Source organism: Variovorax paradoxus (genome assembly GCF_030811855.1).
Classification (GTDB): domain Bacteria; phylum Pseudomonadota; class Gammaproteobacteria; order Burkholderiales; family Burkholderiaceae_C; genus Variovorax; species Variovorax paradoxus_L.
This window is the reverse complement of record NZ_JAUSRN010000001.1, coordinates 135,238-153,725: the sequence shown is the minus strand read 5'-3', so window position 1 is coordinate 153,725 and position 18,488 is coordinate 135,238. Positions and strand designations below refer to the sequence as shown.

The 18,488-nt window shown below is 68.0% G+C and carries 17 protein-coding genes; 8 read left to right on the top strand and 9 right to left on the bottom strand.

Annotation, left to right across the window (positions count from 1 at the left end; translation table 11 throughout):
• Positions 1-149: 149 nt before the first annotated feature.
• From J2X92_RS00810 to J2X92_RS00795, 4 genes are read left to right on the top strand one after another with little or no spacing between them, the layout of a single operon-like run.
• Positions 150-1,658, top strand: coding sequence for a thymidine phosphorylase family protein (locus J2X92_RS00810; protein WP_307572663.1), 1,509 nt, complete (start codon positions 150-152; stop codon positions 1,656-1,658).
• On the top strand, positions 1,655-2,365 hold the full coding sequence (locus J2X92_RS00805) for an ABC transporter ATP-binding protein (protein WP_307572661.1): 711 nt from the start codon (positions 1,655-1,657) through the stop codon (positions 2,363-2,365). Before J2X92_RS00810 ends, J2X92_RS00805 begins: the two co-directional genes overlap by 4 nt.
• A gap of 7 nt (positions 2,366-2,372) precedes the next feature.
• Complete coding sequence (locus J2X92_RS00800) at positions 2,373-4,763, top strand: ABC transporter permease (protein ID WP_307572659.1); 2,391 nt, start codon at positions 2,373-2,375, stop codon at positions 4,761-4,763.
• Positions 4,764-4,768: 5 nt separating this feature from the next.
• The gene (locus J2X92_RS00795; RefSeq protein ID WP_307572658.1) at positions 4,769-5,968 is read left to right on the top strand and encodes an efflux RND transporter periplasmic adaptor subunit; all 1,200 of its coding nucleotides are present in this window, start codon (positions 4,769-4,771) and stop codon (positions 5,966-5,968) included.
• A 60-nt stretch (positions 5,969-6,028) separates the two neighbouring features.
• Here J2X92_RS00795 and J2X92_RS00790 read toward each other — a convergent pair whose 3' ends face one another.
• Entirely contained in the window at positions 6,029-6,451 is a 423-nt protein-coding gene (locus tag J2X92_RS00790) for an Hsp20/alpha crystallin family protein (protein WP_307572656.1), read from the bottom strand.
• A 246-nt stretch (positions 6,452-6,697) separates the two neighbouring features.
• On the opposite strand from J2X92_RS00790, the gene J2X92_RS00785 reads away from it, so the two are divergent.
• Positions 6,698-8,101, top strand: coding sequence for a phenylacetate--CoA ligase family protein (locus J2X92_RS00785; protein WP_307572655.1), 1,404 nt, complete (start codon positions 6,698-6,700; stop codon positions 8,099-8,101).
• On the opposite strand, the gene J2X92_RS00780 is transcribed toward J2X92_RS00785, so the two are convergent.
• Positions 8,096-8,785 (bottom strand): hypothetical protein, encoded by a 690-nt coding sequence (locus J2X92_RS00780; protein WP_307572653.1) that lies wholly within the window; start codon positions 8,783-8,785, stop codon positions 8,096-8,098. The two genes, J2X92_RS00785 and J2X92_RS00780, sit on opposite strands and share 6 nt — an antisense overlap.
• A 401-nt stretch (positions 8,786-9,186) precedes the next feature.
• On the bottom strand, positions 9,187-10,023 hold the full coding sequence (locus J2X92_RS00775; protein ID WP_307572652.1) for a universal stress protein: 837 nt from the start codon (positions 10,021-10,023) through the stop codon (positions 9,187-9,189).
• A 229-nt stretch (positions 10,024-10,252) separates the two neighbouring features.
• Here J2X92_RS00775 and J2X92_RS00770 point away from each other — a divergent pair, with 229 nt between their 5' ends.
• Positions 10,253-11,095: a universal stress protein gene (locus J2X92_RS00770; protein ID WP_307572651.1), complete on the top strand. Its 843-nt coding sequence runs from the start codon at positions 10,253-10,255 to the stop codon at positions 11,093-11,095.
• Positions 11,096-11,187: 92 nt separating this feature from the next.
• On the top strand, positions 11,188-12,753 hold the full coding sequence (locus J2X92_RS00765; RefSeq protein ID WP_307572650.1) for a bifunctional aminoglycoside phosphotransferase/ATP-binding protein: 1,566 nt from the start codon (positions 11,188-11,190) through the stop codon (positions 12,751-12,753).
• Between the two features lie 15 nt (positions 12,754-12,768).
• Here J2X92_RS00765 and J2X92_RS00760 read toward each other — a convergent pair whose 3' ends face one another.
• From J2X92_RS00760 to J2X92_RS00740, 5 genes are all read right to left on the bottom strand, one after another.
• Positions 12,769-14,433: a PHA/PHB synthase family protein gene (locus J2X92_RS00760; RefSeq protein ID WP_307572649.1), complete on the bottom strand. Its 1,665-nt coding sequence runs from the start codon at positions 14,431-14,433 to the stop codon at positions 12,769-12,771.
• Between the two features lie 80 nt (positions 14,434-14,513).
• Complete coding sequence (locus J2X92_RS00755) at positions 14,514-14,723, bottom strand: hypothetical protein (RefSeq protein WP_307572648.1); 210 nt, start codon at positions 14,721-14,723, stop codon at positions 14,514-14,516.
• Between the two features lie 392 nt (positions 14,724-15,115).
• Entirely contained in the window at positions 15,116-15,319 is a 204-nt protein-coding gene (locus J2X92_RS00750; protein ID WP_373424759.1) for a YgaP family membrane protein, read from the bottom strand.
• 64 nt (positions 15,320-15,383) lie between these two features.
• On the bottom strand, positions 15,384-16,325 hold the full coding sequence (locus J2X92_RS00745; RefSeq protein WP_307572647.1) for a ribose-phosphate pyrophosphokinase: 942 nt from the start codon (positions 16,323-16,325) through the stop codon (positions 15,384-15,386).
• Positions 16,322-16,840, bottom strand: a complete 519-nt coding sequence (locus J2X92_RS00740; RefSeq protein ID WP_307572646.1) for a universal stress protein — start codon at positions 16,838-16,840, stop codon at positions 16,322-16,324. The genes J2X92_RS00745 and J2X92_RS00740 overlap by 4 nt, the downstream gene beginning before the upstream one ends.
• A gap of 143 nt (positions 16,841-16,983) precedes the next feature.
• On the opposite strand from J2X92_RS00740, the gene J2X92_RS00735 reads away from it, so the two are divergent.
• Complete coding sequence (locus J2X92_RS00735; protein WP_307572645.1) at positions 16,984-17,406, top strand: universal stress protein; 423 nt, start codon at positions 16,984-16,986, stop codon at positions 17,404-17,406.
• A gap of 30 nt (positions 17,407-17,436) precedes the next feature.
• Here J2X92_RS00735 and J2X92_RS00730 read toward each other — a convergent pair whose 3' ends face one another.
• Positions 17,437-18,426, bottom strand: a complete 990-nt coding sequence (locus J2X92_RS00730; RefSeq protein ID WP_307572644.1) for a zinc-dependent alcohol dehydrogenase family protein — start codon at positions 18,424-18,426, stop codon at positions 17,437-17,439.
• Between the last annotated feature and the right edge of the window lie 62 nt (positions 18,427-18,488).

Below are 18,488 nucleotides of genomic sequence, written 5' to 3'. Positions count from 1 at the left end.
GATTCACATGATGGCGACCGCAGATTCGATTTGCCTTAAGACGCCGGCAGAACACGGATCGACGAGACAGCGACGGCCCGCTCGCTTGACGGGCATCAAGCCCCGCTCGCGCGCAGCGTGCCAAGCTGCATGCAGCCAAGGAGCGCCCAATGCCGTCACACAACCGCCTGCTGGCCCGCCGTGCCGGCATCGACACCTACCAGCAGTCCGTGGTTTACATGCGCAGCGACTGTGCGGTTTGCCGGGCCGAAGGCTTCCAGTCGCAGGCGCAGGTGGAGGTGATCGCCAACGGGCGCCATCTGTTCGCGATCCTGCACCAGGTGAACAGCGACTGGCTGCGCAACGACGAAATCGCGCTGTCGGAGGCGGCCTGGAACCTGATGGGCGCCACCGAGGGCGAAGAGCTGGTGGTGCGGCACCCGCCGATCCTTGACTCGCTGGCCCATCTGCGCAACAAGGTGCATGGCGGCAGGCTGGCCTATGCGCCTCTGCGGGCGCTGATGGAGGACGTGAGCCATGGGCGCCTTCCCGACATCCACCTGGCGTCCTTCGTGACGGTCTGCGCCGGCCGCGGCCTGGACCTGGACGAGACCGTGGCGCTGACCCGCGCCATGGTCGATGTCGGGGAACGCATCGACTGGGGCACCTCGCCCGTGATGGACAAGCACTGCATCGGCGGACTGCCGGGCAACCGGACCACACCGCTGGTCGTGTCCATCGTCACGGCATGCGGCGTGGTGATGCCCAAGACCTCGTCGCGCGCCATCACGTCGGCGGCCGGCACCGCCGACGTGATGGAAACGCTCGCACCGGTCGACCTCGACCTGGCCGCGATGCGCCGCGTCGTCGAACGCGAAGGGGGGTGTATCGTGGGCGGCAGCGCCATGCGCCTGAGCCCCGCCGACGATGTGCTGATCCGCGTGGAGCGGCCGCTCGGCATCGACAGCGAGGGCCTCATGGTGGCGTCCATCCTGTCCAAGAAGGCGGCGATGGGTTCGCAGCGAGTGCTGATCGACATCCCCGTCGGTCCCCTGGCCAAGGTGCGCAGCGACGCCGCCGCCGGCCAGCTGTCGCGCAGCCTCGTCACGGTCGGCGCCGCGCTGGGCCTGCAGGTACAGACCGTGTTCACCGACGGCAGCCAGCCGGTCGGCCGCGGCGTGGGCCCGGCACTCGAAGCGATGGACGTGATGGCGGTGCTCGAGCGCCAGGCCGATGCACCGCAGGATCTGCGCGAACGCGCGCTCATGCTGGCCGGGCTCATCCTGGAGATGGCCGGCAAGGCCGCGGCGGGCGCGGGACAGGCGATGGCGCGCGAGGCGCTGGATGGCGGCCGCGCACTCGCCAGGTTCATTGCGATCTGCGAAGCGCAGGGCGGCCTGCGCGTGCCGCCCAAGGCGGCCCATACCCATTGCGTGACCGCCCCCGCCGACGGCGTGGTGTCCGCGATCGACACCCGCCTGGTCGCGCGCATGGCCAAGCTGGCCGGCGCGCCGCGCGATCCGGCCGCCGGTGCCACGATGCACGTGCGCGTGAAGGACCGGGTCGAACTCGGCCAGCCGCTCTTCACGCTGCATTCCGAAAGCCTCGGCGAGCTTCAGTACGCCCTGAGCTTCGTGCGCTCGCAGCTGCCGATCGTTGGAATTGAGCCCGCGCCATGACGTCGCTTCCCGTCTTTCGCGCCCGCGGCCTCGGAAAGACCTATCGCGCAGGCGATATCGATGTCGTGGCGCTGCGGGATGTCAATCTCGACATCATGCCGGGCGAGTTCGTGGTTCTCCTCGGGCCTTCCGGCAGCGGCAAATCGACACTGCTCAATATCCTGGGCGGACTCGAGGTGGCCAGCACCGGCAGCCTGCACTACTTCGATCTGGATCTGATCGCCGCCGGCGACAAGGCGCTCACGCGCTACCGGCGCGAGCACGTGGGGTTCGTGTTCCAGTTCTACAACCTCATACCCAGCCTCACGGCCCACGAGAACGTGGCACTGGTCACCGACATCGCGACCGATCCGATGCCGATCGACGACGCGCTGGACCGCGTCGGCCTCTCGGCGCGCCGCGACCATTTTCCGTCCCAGCTGTCCGGCGGCGAGCAGCAGCGCGTGGCCATAGCGCGCGCCATCGTCAAGCGGCCCAAGGTGCTGCTGTGCGACGAACCCACGGGCGCGCTCGACTACGCGACCGGCAAGCTGGTGCTCGACGTGATCGCCCGCGTCAACCGCGAGCTCGGCACCACCACGCTGGTGATCACGCACAACGCCTCGATCGCGGGCATGGCCGATCGCGTGATCTCGCTCGGTGACGGGCGAGTGCAGAAGATCGAACGCAATGCGCACCGTCTCGCGCCGGCGGAACTCTCGTGGTAGCGCGGTTATGAAAGCGCTCGACCGGAAACTGCTGCGCGACCTGCGCACGATGTGGAGCCAGGTGCTCACGATCGCGCTGGTGGTGGCCAGCGGCGCCGGCGGCTTTCTCACCAGCCTGTCGGCGATCGACTCCCTGGCCGACGCCCGCAACGTCTTCTACGCGCAGGGGCATTTCGCGGACCTCTTCGTCACGGTCAAGCGCGCACCGCTTTCGCTCGTCGAGCAGTTGCGCGGCGTGCCGGGCGTGGCCGAGGTCCAGCCGACCATCGAGCAGGTCGTACGCATACAGCTGCCGTCGAGCAGCGATCCCGTGCTCGGCCAGCTCATCGGCATCGACCGGGTGACGCCACCGCGCCTGAATCAGGTGAGCATCGTGGCCGGCCGGGGGCTGTTCGACGGCCCTGCAGCCGCCGGCGGCGGACTCGGTGCCATCGACGCGCTGGTGTCCCTCGGCTTCGCGCAGGCGCGCGGTCTGAAGCTCGGCGACACCTTCGGCGCGCTGCTCAACGGCCGGCAGCGGCAACTGCGCGTCGTCGGAACCGCGGTGTCGCCGGAGTTCGTGTTCGCAGGCCTGTGGGGCATGCCGGACCAGCGCGGGTTCGGAATCTTCTGGATCGACCAGGAGGTGCTGGCGGGCGCCTATGACATGGAAGGTGCATTCAACACCCTCGCGGTCCGGCTCGCTCCGGCGGCGGTGCGACGCGTCTCCGACGCCGAGGTGGCCGATGCGCTGGCCCAGCCACTGGCGCGCTACGGCGGGGCCGAGCCGCGCACGCGCGAGGAGCAGGTATCCCACACCATGCTCGACAACGAGATCAAGGAACAGCGTGTGCTCGGCATCGTGCTGCCGTCCATCTTCCTCGGCGTGGCCGCCTTCCTGCTCAACGTCGTGCTCGCGCGGCTGATCGCCACGCAGCGCGAGCAGATCGCCGCGCTGAAGGCCCTGGGCTATGCGAACGGAACCATTGCCGCCCACTACCTCAGCCTAGTGCTGGTGATCGTCGCGCTGGGCCTCGGGCTGGGCGTTGCGCTGGGCGACTGGCTGGGCGCCCGCCTGGTCGGGCTCTATGCGGAAGTCTTCCACTTTGCGGATTTCGAGCACCACATGGATGCGCGCCTCGTGCTGTTGGCCGCCGGCGTGACGCTCGCCACCGCACTGCTGGGCACGCTCTCGGCCATTGCGGCAACCGTTCGACTGACGCCGGCCGAGGCCATGCGGCCGCCGGCGCCGGGGAGCTACCGCCGTACGCTGGCCGAACGCCTCGGCATCGCCCGGCTCAGCCCGGCGGTGCGCATGATTCTTCGCAACATGGAGCGCCGCCCGTTGCGCACGGGCCTGTCGATCGGCGGTGTCGCGGCGGCCGTGGCCATCGTGGTGATGGGCAACTTCTTCCGCGACGCCATCGAGGTGATCGTCGACAGCGCCTTCACCTTGTCGATGCGCAGCGATGTCTCCGTCTGGCTGGTGGAGCCAACGGACAACGCCGTTGCGCTGCAACTCGCGCGCCTGCCTGGCGTGCTCGCGCACGAGTCGCTGCGCGACGTGCAGGTGACGCTGGTCAACGGCCATCTGCGCAAGCGCCTGCAGATCCGGGGCGGCCCGGTGCGAAGCGAGTTGCTGCGCATCGTGGACGCGAGCGGGCGGCAATCCATTCCGCACAGCGATGGCCTGCTGCTGACCGACCGGCTGGCCGAGAAGCTGGACCTGCGCGTGGGCGACGTGGTGCGCGTCGAAGTCCACGAGGGCCGCCGGCGCGCTCTCGATGCGCGGGTGGACGGCACGGTGCGCGAGATGATGGGATTGAACGCGTACATGAACCGCGAAGCCCTGAACCGCGCGCTGGGCGAAGGCGACATCGCGACCGGGTTCGTGCTCGCGCTGGAGCAGGGCAGCGAGGCGCGGCTGCTGCAAGCCATCCAGGCGCTGCCGCGCGCGGCCGGGGCCTTCAGCAAGGCGACGATGCTGCGCAACATGCAGGAGGTGACGGCGCGCAACATTCTGATCATGAGCACGGTGCTCACGCTGTTTGCCTCGGTGATCGCCGTGGGCGTGGTCTACAACAATGCCCGCATCGCGCTGGCCGAGCGCGCGTGGGAGTTGGCCAGCCTGCGCGTGCTCGGATTCTCGCGCGGGGAGGTATCGGGCCTGCTGCTGGGCGAGATGGCGATCGGCATCGCGATCGCGCTGCCGATCGGCATGCTCACCGGTGACGCGCTGGTCCATCTGATCGCCTCGCTCCTGAAGTCCGACCAGTTTCTTTTTCCCGTGGTGATTCGTGCGCGGACCTATGCCGTGGCTGGCCTGGCGGTGGTGGTGGCCGCGGCAGCCAGCGCGTTGATCGTGCGTCGCCGCATCGATCGCATCAACATGGTCTCCGCCCTGAAGACAAGAGAGTGAAAACCATGAACCCCAAGCCCTTGTGGATATCGATTGCAGCGGCCGCGGCCCTGTCGGCCGTGCTGGTCTGGGCCTTCGCGCCGCGGCCGCTGGCCGTGGAGGTGGCGCGCGCCACCATGGGCCCCTACGAACAGTCGGTCGTCGAAGACGCCAGGACGCGCCTTCGTGACCGGTACGCCTTGAGCGCACCGCTGGCCGGTCGGCTGGCCCGCATTGCGCTGCGCGAAGGAGATGCGGTGCAGGCCGGTGCGGTGGTCACCACGATCACGCCGGCGCTTTCGCCCATGCTCGACGAACGCACCCGGCGCGAACAGTCCGCGCGCGTGGAAGCCGCCGAGGCGGCGGTGCGCCGTGCCGACGCCGGCATCCAGCGCGCGCGCGTTGCGGTGGAGCAGGCGCGCATCGAGCTTCGGCGCAACGAGCAGCTGGCGCAGCAGGACTTCGTCTCGGCTGCCAAGGTCGACACCGACCGGCTGGCACTCCAGGCCGCCCAGACGGACCTGGATGTCGCGTTGCAGTCGCGGCAGGTGTCCGGCTACGAACGCGACACCGCGCGCGCCGCACTGGTCGCCATACGCGCGACCGGCTCGAGCGAGGGAATCTTCGCCGTGCGCGCACCGGTGAGCGGCAGCGTTCTGCGCGTGGCGCAGACCAGCGAGACCACGGTGACGCTCGGCGCTCCGCTGATCGAGATCGGCGACACCACGCGGCTGGAGATCGTTGCCGAGCTTTTGACCACCGATGCGCTGCAGGCGCTGCCCGGCGTGCCGGTGCGTGTGGAGCGCTGGGGTGGCGGGGGCATGCTGGAAGGTCGTGTGCGCCGGGTCGAGCCGGCCGCGTTCACCAAGGTGTCGGCGCTGGGCATCGAAGAGCAGCGCGTGAACGTCCTCATCGATCTCGTCGGGTCGCCCGATCAGTGGCGGGCGCTGGGCGACGGCTACCGGGTGGGCGTGCGCATCGTGACGCTGTTCCGCTCCTCGGTCCTGCGGGTGCCGGTGAGTGCGGTCTTTCCGCAGCCTGGCGGCGCAATGGCCGTTTTTGTGGTGGATGGCGGACGGGCGCGGCTCAGGCCGATCGAGCTCGGCGGACGCAACGGCAGCGAAGCCTGGGTGCGCGGAGGGCTCGCCGAGGGTGCCGAGGTGATCGTCTATCCGCCGACGGCGCTGCGGGACGGGATGCGTGTCAAGGTGCGTGCGGTGCGTTAAGGCACCGCGGGCGACGCCTGGCCGGATGCCGGCGGGATGGCCGGCATCCGGTCCGATCGCCTACTGGATCTTGAGCGTGCTGCGACCGGTGCCTTCCCGCTTGGGAAGCGTGAGGCGCAACACGCCATCTTCCAGCTTGGCGACGGCAGTCTTTTCATCGACCTCGGTCGCGAGCGAGAAGCCGCGCGACACGCTGCCGCGATAGGTCTCGGTGATGAGCGAGCGTCCGTGCTTCTTTTCCTGGTCCTTCTTGATTTCGGCGCTGATCGACACATAGTTGCCATCGACCGAGACGCGAACGTCCTCCTTCTTCGCGCCCGGGATTTCGGCGGTGACGAGGTATTCCTTGTCGTTTTCGTTCACGTCGACGCGGATGTCGGCCGGTAGTTCGACCTCGTCGATCAGTTGCAGGGGCCGGGACCAGCGGCGCAGCATTTCGGGAAAAAGGTTTTCGAGCCGATCAAGGCGAGTGAGTGCGTTCATCATGTGCTCCATAAGTTGGGTTGGAATTCGCGCCTGATCTGCCCTCGCAGGGAGTCGGTGCGAACAGTCACTCTAGGCATATGCGGGCACTGGGGTTTTGCGTTGAATCAACCGCGCTCGCAGTGCGCGTGCTTCCTCGCAATGCAGAGCGGGATTGATGCATGTCAACGCACCAGCGCACCATGCGCGCAAGCTCGCCGATTCAAGAAGGAACCGCCATGCGCGTCGAATACGGAGACGATCCCCATGCTGCTCACCTTTGATCCGTGGCGGACCGGCACGGTCGCAGCGGACGTATCCCTGGCCGCGCATGCGTCCGAAGAGGCGCTTTGCCGCCGGCGCGCCAGCCGGCTGGCGTCTCTCCTGGGAGCGGCGGCGGCCGGATCGGCCCTGTACCGGCGTGTGTTGGCGGGCCGCGATCCGGCGGCCGTCAGGCTGGAGGACCTTCCTGTGGCAAACAAGACGGATCTGATGGCCGATTTCAAATCCTGGGTGGCCGACCCGGCACTCGACCCCGACGGCTTGCGCCGCTTCGTTGCCGACCGCGCGAACATCGCCGAGCCCTACCTCGACCGCTACATGGTGTGGGAGAGCTCGGGCAGCACCGGCGAGCCCGGCCTCTTCGTTCAGGATGCGGCCGCCATGGCGGTGTACGACGTACTCGAAGCCATGCGCCGGCCGGTGCTTCGTCCGCTTCAGCGGTGGCTGGACCCGTGGGGCCTGGCCGAGCGCATCGCCTTCGTCGGCGCAACGGGCGGCCACTTCGCCAGCACGGTGTCGGTCGAGCGCCTGCGCCGGCTCCAACCGGGTCTTGCAGAGCGCCTGCGCAGCTTTTCTTTCCTGCAGCCGATCGATGCACTGGTTGCGGAACTGAATGCGTTTGCGCCGACGGTGCTCACCACCTACCCGAGTGCCGCCGTCCTGCTGGCGCACGAGCGCCGGTCCGGCCGGATGACGGCATCGCCGCACGAAATATGGACCGGCGGCGAAGGCTTTTCGCCCGCCAGGCGTACGTTCGTCAAGAGCGCCTTCGGTTGCCCGGTTGCCAATAGCTATGGCGCTTCGGAGTTCCTGTCGCTGGCGTTCGAATGCGCCGGCGGCGTGCTGCACCTGAACAGCGACTGGGCAATTCTCGAGCCGGTCGATGCGCGCGGCCATGCCGTGCCCATGGGGCAGGCCGGCGCGACCACCCTGCTCACCAACCTGGCCAATCACGTGCAGCCGCTGATCCGCTACGACCTGGGCGATCGCGTCACGCTGCTCGCCACACCCTGTGCATGCGGCTCAAGCCTTCCGGCCATCGAGGTCAAGGGGCGGGACGACGACACGCTGGTGTTTCGCGGCGATCACGGCGCGCCGCCCGTGAAAATCGTCCCGCTGGCGGTGAGCACCGTGCTCGAGGAGGAGGCCGGTCTGTTCGACTTCCAGCTGGTGCAGCAGGCCCCCGGCGACCTCCTGCTGCGAACCGGCCGGCATGGCACGGACGCGCAAGCAATGCTGCAGAAGGCGCGAAAGATGCTCCTGGCATATCTGGCGGCGCAGGGAGCGAGCGGCGTGCACGTTCATTGCCGTGTCGGCGAGAGCGCCAGCTGTGGACCCAGCGGCAAGATGAAGCGCGTGGTCTCCTCGCTGCACGGGGTCCGTTCATGAGCCGGAAAGCGCCATGAGCACCCGCTTCAGATAGCGGGAGGCCTGCGGCAGCCATTTTTCCGGATGGCGGGGATCGGTCTCCAGCAGGTGAGCGGCGCTCAGGCGCGCCCGCATCAACCCGTTCTTCGCCGTGTACAGCCGCAGCAGCGCGGACGGGGGCGCGTCGTCAAGGGCTGCAGCCATCCGGGTGCACAGCAGCGGACCGAACGATGCGTCGCCGGCCATGTCGCATTCCAGGCCCAGAAAACACAGTTCGTCGAATGGATCGACCTCGCCCAGACGGGCATCGAACTCGAGTGCGTCGAATACGGCCGGCGGGTCCACCAGGCACACGTGCTCGGCCCGCAGGTCGCCATGGCCTTCTACGAGGCGTCTCTCGGCGACACGTGCGCGCAGCAGCCCTTCGTGCATTAGCGATGCCTCGCGTGTTCGTTGGCATGCCTCGTGAGCATCAGGCAGGACGGACTCGAACTGCCCGAGAACACTCGCACTGAGCGCGAGCCCGAGGCGAAGGCGCGCGACGTATTCGCCTTCGTCGACGTCGGCATGCACGGCCCCCCGGTAGAAGTCCGCCAGGGTGGTCACCAGCGCATCCACGTCGCGCGGCAGGAGTTCGCCGCGCCGGATCACCTCGTCGAGCATGCGTTCCTGCGGCAGCCGCCGCATGACGACGACCCAATCCACGGTTTGCCGATCCGGCCGAAGGTAGGTTTTCAGGAACGGCGCTGAGCGTCCCGTCGTGCCATTGCAGGGCGAGCAGCCCGAGATAGACGCCCGGCGCCAGGCGACGGTTCAGGCGCAGTTCCCGCCTGGCATTGCATTCGCGCGCTTCCACGCTGGAATAGTCGACGGGTGGATGGCGCACGGGCTTTTTCAGCTTCAGCACTTCGGTCCTGCCCACGAGCACCCACGACATGTGGGTTTCGATGCGCTGCGCCCGTGCGCCTGCGTCGCTCGCGGCGAGAAAGGACTCGAGGCAGCGGACCTTGGTTTCGGTGTCGGGGGCCTGCTCGGACTGTTGCCCGGCGGCGGCGGGCGAACGGCGCAGGGCCATGGCGGTATGGGGGGTCATCAGCTTGCGTCGCTCAGTGGGCCATCCACACAGGCACGGTGGCCGAATCCAGCACGGTGCGCGTGACGCCGCCCAGCAGCAGCTCTCTTGCCCGGCTGTGTCCATAGCAGCCCATGACGAGCAGATCGGCGCCCACGTCCCCGGCGAGCGACAGCAGGGCCTTGCCCGGGTTTTTGGCTTCGAGGGCCGGATGCTCGCGCACCTGCCCGACGCCATGCATCAGCAGATAACTTTGAACCTGCGCCATCGCAGGCGCCAGGCCGCCGGGGCTCTCGTCCGCCGCACCGACGAGGTGAACCTGTCTTGCACTCCGCAGCAAGGGCAGGGCGGTGGCCACTGCGGTCGCAGTTTCGCGTGTGGAACGCCATGCGACCAGCACCGTCTCCAGCCTGGCCGACGGCTCGCCTGCGAAAGGAACGATCAGGCCGGGTTTGCCGCTGCCGAGCAGCGCTGCCTCGACGAAATCCGCGGGCACGTCGAAGCCGGTGGCATCGCGCGGATCGCGTTGTCCCAGCACCATGAGGTCGGCGGTCAATGCACGGTGCACAAAGCTTTCGGTGACCGGCTCGCCGCGAAGCTCCTGCCAGTCGCTGCGGACGGCGCTGTTCTGCAGGGCGCGTTCGAACATCGCGAGGGCGCGCGCCCGATGATCCGGATCGACCGGGCCCCGCATGGGCATCGCCGGTAGGCCGCCGGGCAAGGCAAGCGTCGGCAGCACCGCAGGCGTGACTGCAAACAGCGCGGTCAGCGTGCACTGGTGGGCCTGTGCGAGCCGTTGGGCGAGCCGCAGCCGTGGCTCGGCGCGGGTGGTGCCGTCCAGATGGACGAGGATCGAACGGAGTGGATTCATGGCCGGCCTCGCAGTTACGCGGAATGCGATGGACAAGCGTAGGTCGGCAAGCCTCGCCGCGGATTGCGCTCGATCAACTCCGGCGCAAGGCAGTTACTTGCCCTTTCTGCGGCGGCGTGCCGCGGCGATGAATTGATGAATATCAACAGTTTCGTGCCACGAGCGCCGAAGATTCGCTGACCGTATCCATCCTGCCTGGCCCGGCGCACCACGGAACGGGAGTCCTCCCATGAAATACAAAACCATCCTCGTCCACCTCGACCATTCGGATCGCAGTCCTGCGCGCGCAGCGCTGGCGGCGCGATGGGCCAGGGCGCACGAAAGCCATCTTGTGGGCCTCCTGCCCACAGGGACGTACGACGGAGTGATTCCAGCCGATGCCATCCCCACGGGCACGACCGACTTCATCGCGGAGTCGGCCGACTACCTGCGCCGGCGCGCTGAAACCATCAGCCGGGAATTCAGGGAAGGCATCGCGGCGACGGGCGCCCTTTCGTATGAGGTCCGTCTGGTCGATGGTGCGACCATCGATGCCGTGGTGCAGCATGGCTACGCAAGCGATCTCGTCGTGCTGGGACAGGACGACGCTTCGAGGGCGGCGGACGTCTGGGTGCACGGCCTCGCGGGCCATGTGCTGATGGAAGTGGGGCGGCCGGTGCTGATCGTGCCTTCCGCCGGGCAATTCGAAGGTGTCGCAAGGAACGCCGTGGTCGCATGGAACGGCTCGCGCGAATCCGCCGTCGCCCTTCATGCGGCCCTGCCGGCGCTGCGCTGCGCATCGCGCGTGACGCTCGTCTCCTTTCGGCATCCGAACGAAGAAGACGACGATCGGAAACCCTCCGTTGCGGACATGCTCCAGTTTCTGTCGCGGCATGGCATCCATGCGACGTTCGAGCGGAACATCACGGACATCGACGTCGCGGACGCGCTGCTGTCCCGCGTCTCGGACCTGGGTGCCGACCTGCTCGTGATGGGCGGATACGGGCATTCGCGGTTGCGCGAACTGGTTCTGGGCGGCGTCACGCGGCAGATTCTTGCGAAGATGGCCGTGCCGGTCCTGATGGCGCATTGATGGCGCGCCGTGCACGCCACCGGCGCGTTTGCCGAGGGGCGGCGCACGCGTCATGATGCCGGCGTGAATCGGCCCCAGCCCCCGAGACCCCCATGGAACGAATCGACACGACGCTCGTCTTCGCGCTGCGAGAGCGGTTGCGGGAGGCGACGGGCACCGAGATCGAAACGGTCGAGACGCACATCTCCTGGGTGCTGCTGACACCCGAGCTGGCTTACAAGCTCAAGAAGCCCGTGCATCTTCCGTTCGTCGATTTCTCCAGCGCCGCGGCGCGCGAGCACTTCTGCAACGAGGAACTCAGGCTCAACCAACGCTTCGCCCCTTCGCTGTACCTGGGCGTGGTGCCGGTATACGGCATGCTCGATGCGCCGCGGATCGGCGGCGACGGGGCGCATGAACGCGGCGCGCCGATCGACCACCTGGTCTGCATGCGTCGCTTTCCCGAAGCGGCGGTGCTGCGCAGCCAGTTGCGGGCTCCTTCTTTCGATCCGCTGCTCCTCGACCGCTTCGCGCAGCGCCTGGCGGCCTCCCACGCAAGTGCCGACCGCGCAACGCCGCCGAGCCCGTTCGGCGACCCTGAGCAGATCGCCTTGGCGGCGACGCGCATCGTGGTCCAGTTGTGCGCGCAACTGGGCAACCCCCGCCTCGAACCGGTACGGCAATGGATCGACGACAAGGCGCGCGAGCTGCGCATGGCCTGGATCGCGCGCCAGCAGGGCGGCGCGGTACGGGAATGCCACGGCGACCTGCACACCGCGAACATCGTCTCCTTGGACGACGAGCTGGTTGCCTTCGATTGCATCGAGTTCGACCCCGCGCTGCGATGGATCGACGTGATGAGCGATGCCGCGTTCCTCACCATGGACCTGAAAGCGCGAGACCGGCGCGACCTCGCGTATCGTTTCCTCGACGCGTGGCTGCAGCACAGCGGCGATTACGAAGGCCTGCCGGTGCTGGCGTTCTACGAGGTGTACCGGGCGCTCGTACGGGGGCTTGCGTCTTGCCTCGGCCCAGGACACGGGGCGGCGGATGGCACGGTCGGCGGCGTCGACTACATGGCGTGCGCGCAGGAGCTGATGCGAGACACCCGTGCAGGCGCCCGCCTCATGATCACCCATGGCTTCTCCGGTTCGGGCAAGTCGAGCATCGCCTCGCAACTGTTGCAGTTTGCGGGTGCCGTCCGCATCCGATCGGACGTGGAGCGCAAGCGCCTTTTCGGCCTCGACCCGCTGGCCCGGTCGGCGGGGCAGGGCATCGACATCTACACGCCCGAAGCCACCCGGCGCACATTCGACCGCATGCGCGCCTGCGCGCGCTCCGCCTTGCTCGCGGGCTACCCGGTCATCGTGGACGCGGCCTTTCTGCGGCGGGACGAGCGCCGGAACTTCGAACGCCTTGCAGCCGAGTTGGGTGTGCCCTGCTCGATTCTCGATTGCCGCGCGAGCAATGCGGTGCTGCGGCATCGGGTGGCCCGGCGTAGTGCCCATGGAAACGACGCGTCCGAAGCGGATCTGCAGGTGCTCGAGCGACAACTGGCTTATCACGAACCGCTGGACGAGGGCGAAAGTGCACGGACCATCGAGGTGTTCACCGACGGCGCCGTGGACATTGCGTCGATCGATTCGCGATGGCGGGACGCAGCCGCCAAATGTGTGTAGCACCGGCCGGCGAGCTCAGCGCGAGAGAACGTAGATCCCTGGCGCATCGCCAATCGGTGGATGGCCGTGCCGTGGCGAACCCATGCTTGGCGGCCGCCGCCTCGGCCCCGAATGCCCCGCCAGCCACTGCTGGAAACAGGGCCACCAGGAACCGGCCATCTCCGGCGATCGCTCCAGAAATTCGTCCGCCGCCGCGTACGGCGCGTTTTTCGTGCGCTTCAGCAGCCGGTGGCTGCGGTGCGGATGCCCCGGTTCGCTCAGGATGCCGCCGTTGTGGCCGCCCTCCGTCAGCACGAAGGTGATGTCGGCGTCGCACAGCAGATGGATCTTGTACACCGAGCGCCAGGGCGCCACGTGGTCGGTGAGGGTGCCGAGCGCGAACACCGGCACGTCGATGTCGTTCAGCGATACCGGCCGCCCATCGACCAGGTAACGGCCCGCGGCCAGCGCGTTGTCGAGGAACAGGCTGCGCAGGTAGTCGGCGTGCATGCGGTAGGGCATGCGTGTGCCGTCCGCGTTCCATGCCGTCAGGTCGGTCATCGGCAGGCGCTCGCCCAGCAGGTAGCTGCGCACCATCGGTGCCCAGAGCAGTTCGCCCGGGCGCAGCGCCTGGAAAGCCGCCGCCATCTGCTCCGCACTCAGATAGCCCTGGCGCGACATGATGTCTTCCAGGAACGCCAGCTGGCTTTCGTCGATGAACAGGCCCAGTTCTCCCGGCTCGGTGAAGTCCGTTTGGGCCGCCAGCAGGGTGAGCGTGGCCAGCCGGTCGTCGTTGTCCCGCGCCATGGCGGCGGCGGCGATGGCCATCAGCGTGCCGCCGAGGCAATAGCCCACGGCATGGACGCGGCGCCCAGGCCCCACGGCTCCGACCGCGTCGAGGCTTGCCATGACGCCCAGGCGCAGGTAATCGGCCATGCCGAGGTCTGCATCGGCTGTCTTGGGATTTCTCCAGGAAATGGCGAAGACCGTGTGCCCGCTGGCCACGAGATAGCGGATCAGAGAATTGTGCGGCGAGAGGTCGAGCACGTAGTACTTCATGATCCAGGCGCTGACGATCAGCACCGGTTCGGCATGCACCGACGGCGTGGCCGGGGTGTACTGGATGAGCTCGATGAGTTCGTTGCGCAGGATGACCTTTCCCGGCGTGAGCGCGATCTCGTGCCCGGGCCGGAACGACCCGGCCTCGGCCGGCGGAAGGCCGAAGGCCAGGCGGCTGGCGTCCTCGATCCAGTGCATTGCGCCGCTCGCCAGGCTGCCGCCGCCGGTGGCCGCGATCTTCTGCAGCACCTGCGGATTGGAGATCGCGCAATTGGCGGGCGACAGCAGCTCCAGCCATTGCCGCGCCATGAAGGCGACCAGTTGCTCATGATGCCGGTCCACGCCAGGCACGCCGTGAAAAAGAGTGCGCATGCGGTGGGCCGTGCTTTCATGGACCTGCCGGTACAGGCTGAAGGGCCACGAATCCCATTCCTTTCCTGACAGGCGCGGGTCGTGCGCCTGGTGGGGCGCTTCGACGGCGGCTGCATCGATGGACACGCGCGTTGCGCGTCCGGGCTGCGTCGCGAGGTGGATGGCCCAATCCGACCACGCCAGCATCAGCGCAGCGGGCGACATGCCTCCGCCCAGTCTTCCCCAGAGTGCGTGCAAGGTTCTGTCCAGTTCGTCGGGCACTTCGTTCATGGTGGTTTTTCAGCAGGATTCGCGAGCCGGCGTCGAGGCGGGCAGGCCGCGCATCCCTTCGTCTGCCGAGGCGCTGGAGGTCAATGCGAATGGCTCACACGCACTTCGGGCCAGGAAAGCTCCAGCCCCATCACCGCACGTGCATACAGGTAGTTGTTGAACATCGGCTCGCTGAGCGAGTCCATGTCGACGTGGCCGACCGCATCGCAGGGAAAGGCGAAGGCGCGGTGATTGGCGAACAGGGGTTGAAACCGCAGTTCGTAGCCGCCGGATGCATCGAGTGTGTCCATTCTGGTCTCCTTGAGCGTTTGCGCTCGCGTCAGCCGTTTGCAACAGGAAGACGAATCGCGCCATCTCAATTTAGACCGCGGGCTTGACCGCATCATCAATGCTGCGCATCAGTCGGAAACACTGTGTCAATCGTCGGTATCAGCCCGCGCCGGCACGCGCGCCCATCCGCAGCCTGTCGATCACCGCGGCATCGGCTCTGACGCAGGACGGCGGCGTATCGGACAGCTCTTTCAGGAGATTCAGGCCCATGGACGCACTCCCGAGGGCTCAGTCGAGCGTGATCCAAAAAACGAACATGTTCAGCATGAGCCACGCCCCCGCGGCGACCAGCACCGCGACCAGCGCGACGGCGAGCCACTGGCGCACGGACATGGCCGGCCTCGCCGTGCATTCAGTGCCTGGCGCGACCGCAGGTGCTGACGCCGAGGAGCGTATAGAGAGGGCAGGTGCCGATCAACCCGGTCAGCAGCGGCACCACGCCGATGTAGCCCCACTGGCCGATGATTTCCGTGGCAGCCAGCACGATGAGCAGCACGCCGCCGCTCACACGCAATGTGCGATCGAGGGGGCCGATGTTTTTCGACAGGAAGGACATGCGTTTCTCCTTGTGGGCAGGAGGGCATCTTGTGCGGTGCAAGCCTGTCCGGTGTTGAGGCAGATCAAGGGTTCGAGGATCCGGACTGCATCGGACGTGTCTGATGCCCTCGGGCGGGCAGAAGCGTGCGGACGCTCGCGGCAATGGCCGGGGCGAGCGAGATCCGGTTGGATGGGTGGCGGATGGTGTCGCAGCTGACGATTTCGCCTGCACCGGCCGCGCGCAGGTCCTCGAACGCCGCCCGCGCGAACACTGCATGGACCGCCACGCACACAGGGGCGGCGAGCCCGGCCTGGCGCAGATGGCCGACCGTTTCGATCATGGTGTGGGCGGTCGAGACGATGTCGTCCACCAGCACCGGCGTGTGCGAGCGCCAGCGCTCGACATCCGGCAGCGAGACTTCGACATCGCGATCGCCGCGGCGCGTCTTGCGCAGCACGACGAAGGGGGCGTGGGCGTGCTCGGCCACGGCGCCGACCCATTGGGCGCTTTCCTCGTCGGGACCGATCAGCAGGGGGTCGTGCACATGCGCCCCGATCCACTCTGCCACGCTCCCCGCGGCATGGACGGCGCGTGACGGAATGCTGAAGACCTGCGACAGGTCGGTGATGCGGTGCAGGTGGGGATCGACGGTCACGAGCCAATCGGCAGATCGCGAGATCCATGCGCCCACATGATGGGCGCTGATCGTCTCGCCGGGCTGGAAGCGCCGGTCCTGCCGCATGTAGGCCAGGTACGGCGCGACCAGGCCGACCGACTGCGCGCCGGCCTCCCGGAGCGCCGCCGCCAGCAGAAACAGCGGCACGAGCTTGTCGTCGGGCCGGTCGAGCGTGCAGACGATGAGCGTCCCGCGTCCGCTGACCGGCGACTCGATGCGCACATAGGACTCTTCATCGGGAAAGCGCCGCACCGTGGCAACACCGCGCTCCAGCCCGAGGCGCGCGGCCAGCTCGTCCGCGAGCGGCTCGTTCCCGGGCATCGCGACCACGACGGCGGACGTGGTCATTCGAATGCCAGGGCTCCCGTCGGCAGACGCACGCGCAGTGGCTCCTCCTCTACCTCGGGCTTCATTTCGATTTCCGGCGCACGCACGAGCAGGACCGGCACGGGCGCGTAGCGCAGGATGTGCTCTGCGCTGCTGCCCATGACCGCGCGCCCGACGCCACGGCGGCCATGCGTGCCGAGCACGATCAGGTCCGCGGGCCACTTGGCGGCTTCCTGGGCGACCAGCGCATGGACCGGTCCGGACAGCCAGTCGCACAGCACCGTTTCGGCCTCGACGCCGGCCATCTTCGCCGAGGCCTTGGCTTCCCTGAGGAGGCGATCGCCGTTCTCCCGCAGCACCTTCAGCAAATCCCCGGCGTAGCCATAGGCATCCACGGCGAACGCGAACGAGAGTTCGTCGATCGCATGGAACACCCGCAGCCGTCCTTGCGTCAGTTTCGCAAGGCGTATGGCCTCGTCCAGGCCGCGCTGCGCTGTCGGGCTGCCGTCGATGGGGACAAGAATTCGTTGGTACATGGCGGACTCCTCGAATTGCGGATTGGAAGACTGTCAGTATGCGAACGATGGCGCGCCGCGCCTTGAGGTGGCGCAAGGCAGGTCGAGGGCGCCGCGGCGAATATCGAGGCCTCCCGTCGTTCGAACGGAAGGAAGGAGACCCCATGAAGATTCTTCTTGCAGTGGACGGCAGCGATTACACGCGCAGAATGCTCGACTACCTGGCCACCCACCGGGAGACGCTGGGCTCCGGTCATGACTACACCGTGTTTCATGCGGTTCTCCCGCTGCCGCACCGGGCGGCCGCGTTTGCGGAGCCGGAGCGTGTGCATGGCTACTACGAGGACGATGCGCGAATGGTGTTGGAGCCGATTCGGGCGTTCCTTGCGGAGCACGGCATCAAGGCGAAGTTCGTTCACCGGATGGGGCATCCGGCCGAGGAGATCGCTTCCTATGCGCAGGCGGGCAAGTTCGATCTGCTGGTCATGGGATCGCACGGCGCCGGGGCGCTGAACAACCTGGTGCTCGGCTCGGTCGCCACGCAGGTGCTGGCGCGCTGCACGGTGCCGGTCCTGCTGGTGCGCTGAGGGGCTGCGGCGTCTCGCCGACCGACCGGCTCAGGGCAGCAGCACCGCGGCGCCTTCGATCCGGCCTGCGCGCAGATCGTCCAATGCCTCGTTGGCCTGCCTCAGCGGATAGGTTCTGACATGCACCTGCAGCGGATGCGCCTGCGCGAAATCGAGGAACTCGCGCGCGTCGGCGCGCGTCAGGTTGGCTACGGAGGACACGCTGCGCTCTTCCCAGAGCCATCGATACGGGAAGGCCGGGATGTCGCTCATGTGGATGCCGCCGCAGACCACCCGGCCGCCCTTGCGCACCGCGCGCAGCGCCGCTGGCACTAGTCCGCCGGCGGGCGCGAAGATGATGGCCGCGTCCAGCGGTTCGGGTGCGCACTCGTCCGAGCCACCCGCCCATCTGGCGCCGAGGCCGCGCGCGAAAGCTTGCGCCTCGTGGTCGCCAGGCCGGGTGAAGGCGTAGACCTCGCGCCCTTGCGCGGTGGCGACCTGCGCCACCAGGTGCGCCGCGGCGCCGAACCCGTAGAGGCCCAGCCGGTGCGCCCCTTCACCGGCTGCCTTCAGGCTGCGCCAGCCGATCGGGCCCGCGCAGAGCAGGGGCGCAATGCGGGCAGCGTCGGTTTCGGGCAGGGTCAGCGGCAGGCAGAACGCCGCCTCGGCAATCACATGGCTCGCAAAGCCGCCGTCGCGGTGGTAGCCGGTGAAGCGCGGCGCGTCGCACAGGTTCTCGTGGCCCTCGATGCAGAAGGCGCAGCAGCCACAGCTGTGGCCCAGCCACGGCACGCCCACGCGGTCGCCGGCGCGATGGCCCTCGACACCTGCGCCGAGCGCCTCCACCACGCCCACGATCTCGTGCCCCGGCACGATCGGCAGCACGGGCAGAGGCAGTTCGCCATCGACGATGTGCAGGTCGGTGCGGCAGACCGCGCAGGCCAGCACGCGCAGCCGAAGTTCGCCGGGACCGGGCTGCGGGATGCTGCGCCGCTCCAGTTCGAGCGGCAGCATCGCCGTGTTCAGCACCATCGCGCGCATGTCAGCACGCTCCGAAGGCGCGGACTTGGAGAGCTTGCATCGCACGCATGGCAGAACTCCTT

Bases quoted from the DNA above. Each gene is read 5' to 3' on its own strand.
- J2X92_RS00810 (WP_307572663.1), top strand. From the start codon at position 150: ATGCCGTCACACAACCGCCTGCTGGCCCGCCGTGCCGGCATCGACACC.
- J2X92_RS00805 (WP_307572661.1), top strand. From the start codon at position 1,655: ATGACGTCGCTTCCCGTCTTTCGCGCCCGCGGCCTCGGAAAGACCTAT.
- J2X92_RS00800 (WP_307572659.1), top strand. From the start codon at position 2,373: ATGAAAGCGCTCGACCGGAAACTGCTGCGCGACCTGCGCACGATGTGG.
- J2X92_RS00795 (WP_307572658.1), top strand. From the start codon at position 4,769: ATGAACCCCAAGCCCTTGTGGATATCGATTGCAGCGGCCGCGGCCCTG.
- J2X92_RS00790 (WP_307572656.1), bottom strand. From the start codon at position 6,451: ATGAACGCACTCACTCGCCTTGATCGGCTCGAAAACCTTTTTCCCGAA.
- J2X92_RS00785 (WP_307572655.1), top strand. From the start codon at position 6,698: ATGCTGCTCACCTTTGATCCGTGGCGGACCGGCACGGTCGCAGCGGAC.
- J2X92_RS00775 (WP_307572652.1), bottom strand. From the start codon at position 10,023: ATGAATCCACTCCGTTCGATCCTCGTCCATCTGGACGGCACCACCCGC.
- J2X92_RS00770 (WP_307572651.1), top strand. From the start codon at position 10,253: ATGAAATACAAAACCATCCTCGTCCACCTCGACCATTCGGATCGCAGT.
- J2X92_RS00765 (WP_307572650.1), top strand. From the start codon at position 11,188: ATGGAACGAATCGACACGACGCTCGTCTTCGCGCTGCGAGAGCGGTTG.
- J2X92_RS00760 (WP_307572649.1), bottom strand. From the start codon at position 14,433: ATGAACGAAGTGCCCGACGAACTGGACAGAACCTTGCACGCACTCTGG.
- J2X92_RS00755 (WP_307572648.1), bottom strand. From the start codon at position 14,723: ATGGACACACTCGATGCATCCGGCGGCTACGAACTGCGGTTTCAACCC.
- J2X92_RS00750 (WP_373424759.1), bottom strand. From the start codon at position 15,319: ATGTCCTTCCTGTCGAAAAACATCGGCCCCCTCGATCGCACATTGCGT.
- J2X92_RS00745 (WP_307572647.1), bottom strand. From the start codon at position 16,325: ATGACCACGTCCGCCGTCGTGGTCGCGATGCCCGGGAACGAGCCGCTC.
- J2X92_RS00740 (WP_307572646.1), bottom strand. From the start codon at position 16,840: ATGTACCAACGAATTCTTGTCCCCATCGACGGCAGCCCGACAGCGCAG.
- J2X92_RS00735 (WP_307572645.1), top strand. From the start codon at position 16,984: ATGAAGATTCTTCTTGCAGTGGACGGCAGCGATTACACGCGCAGAATG.
- J2X92_RS00730 (WP_307572644.1), bottom strand. From the start codon at position 18,426: ATGCGCGCGATGGTGCTGAACACGGCGATGCTGCCGCTCGAACTGGAG.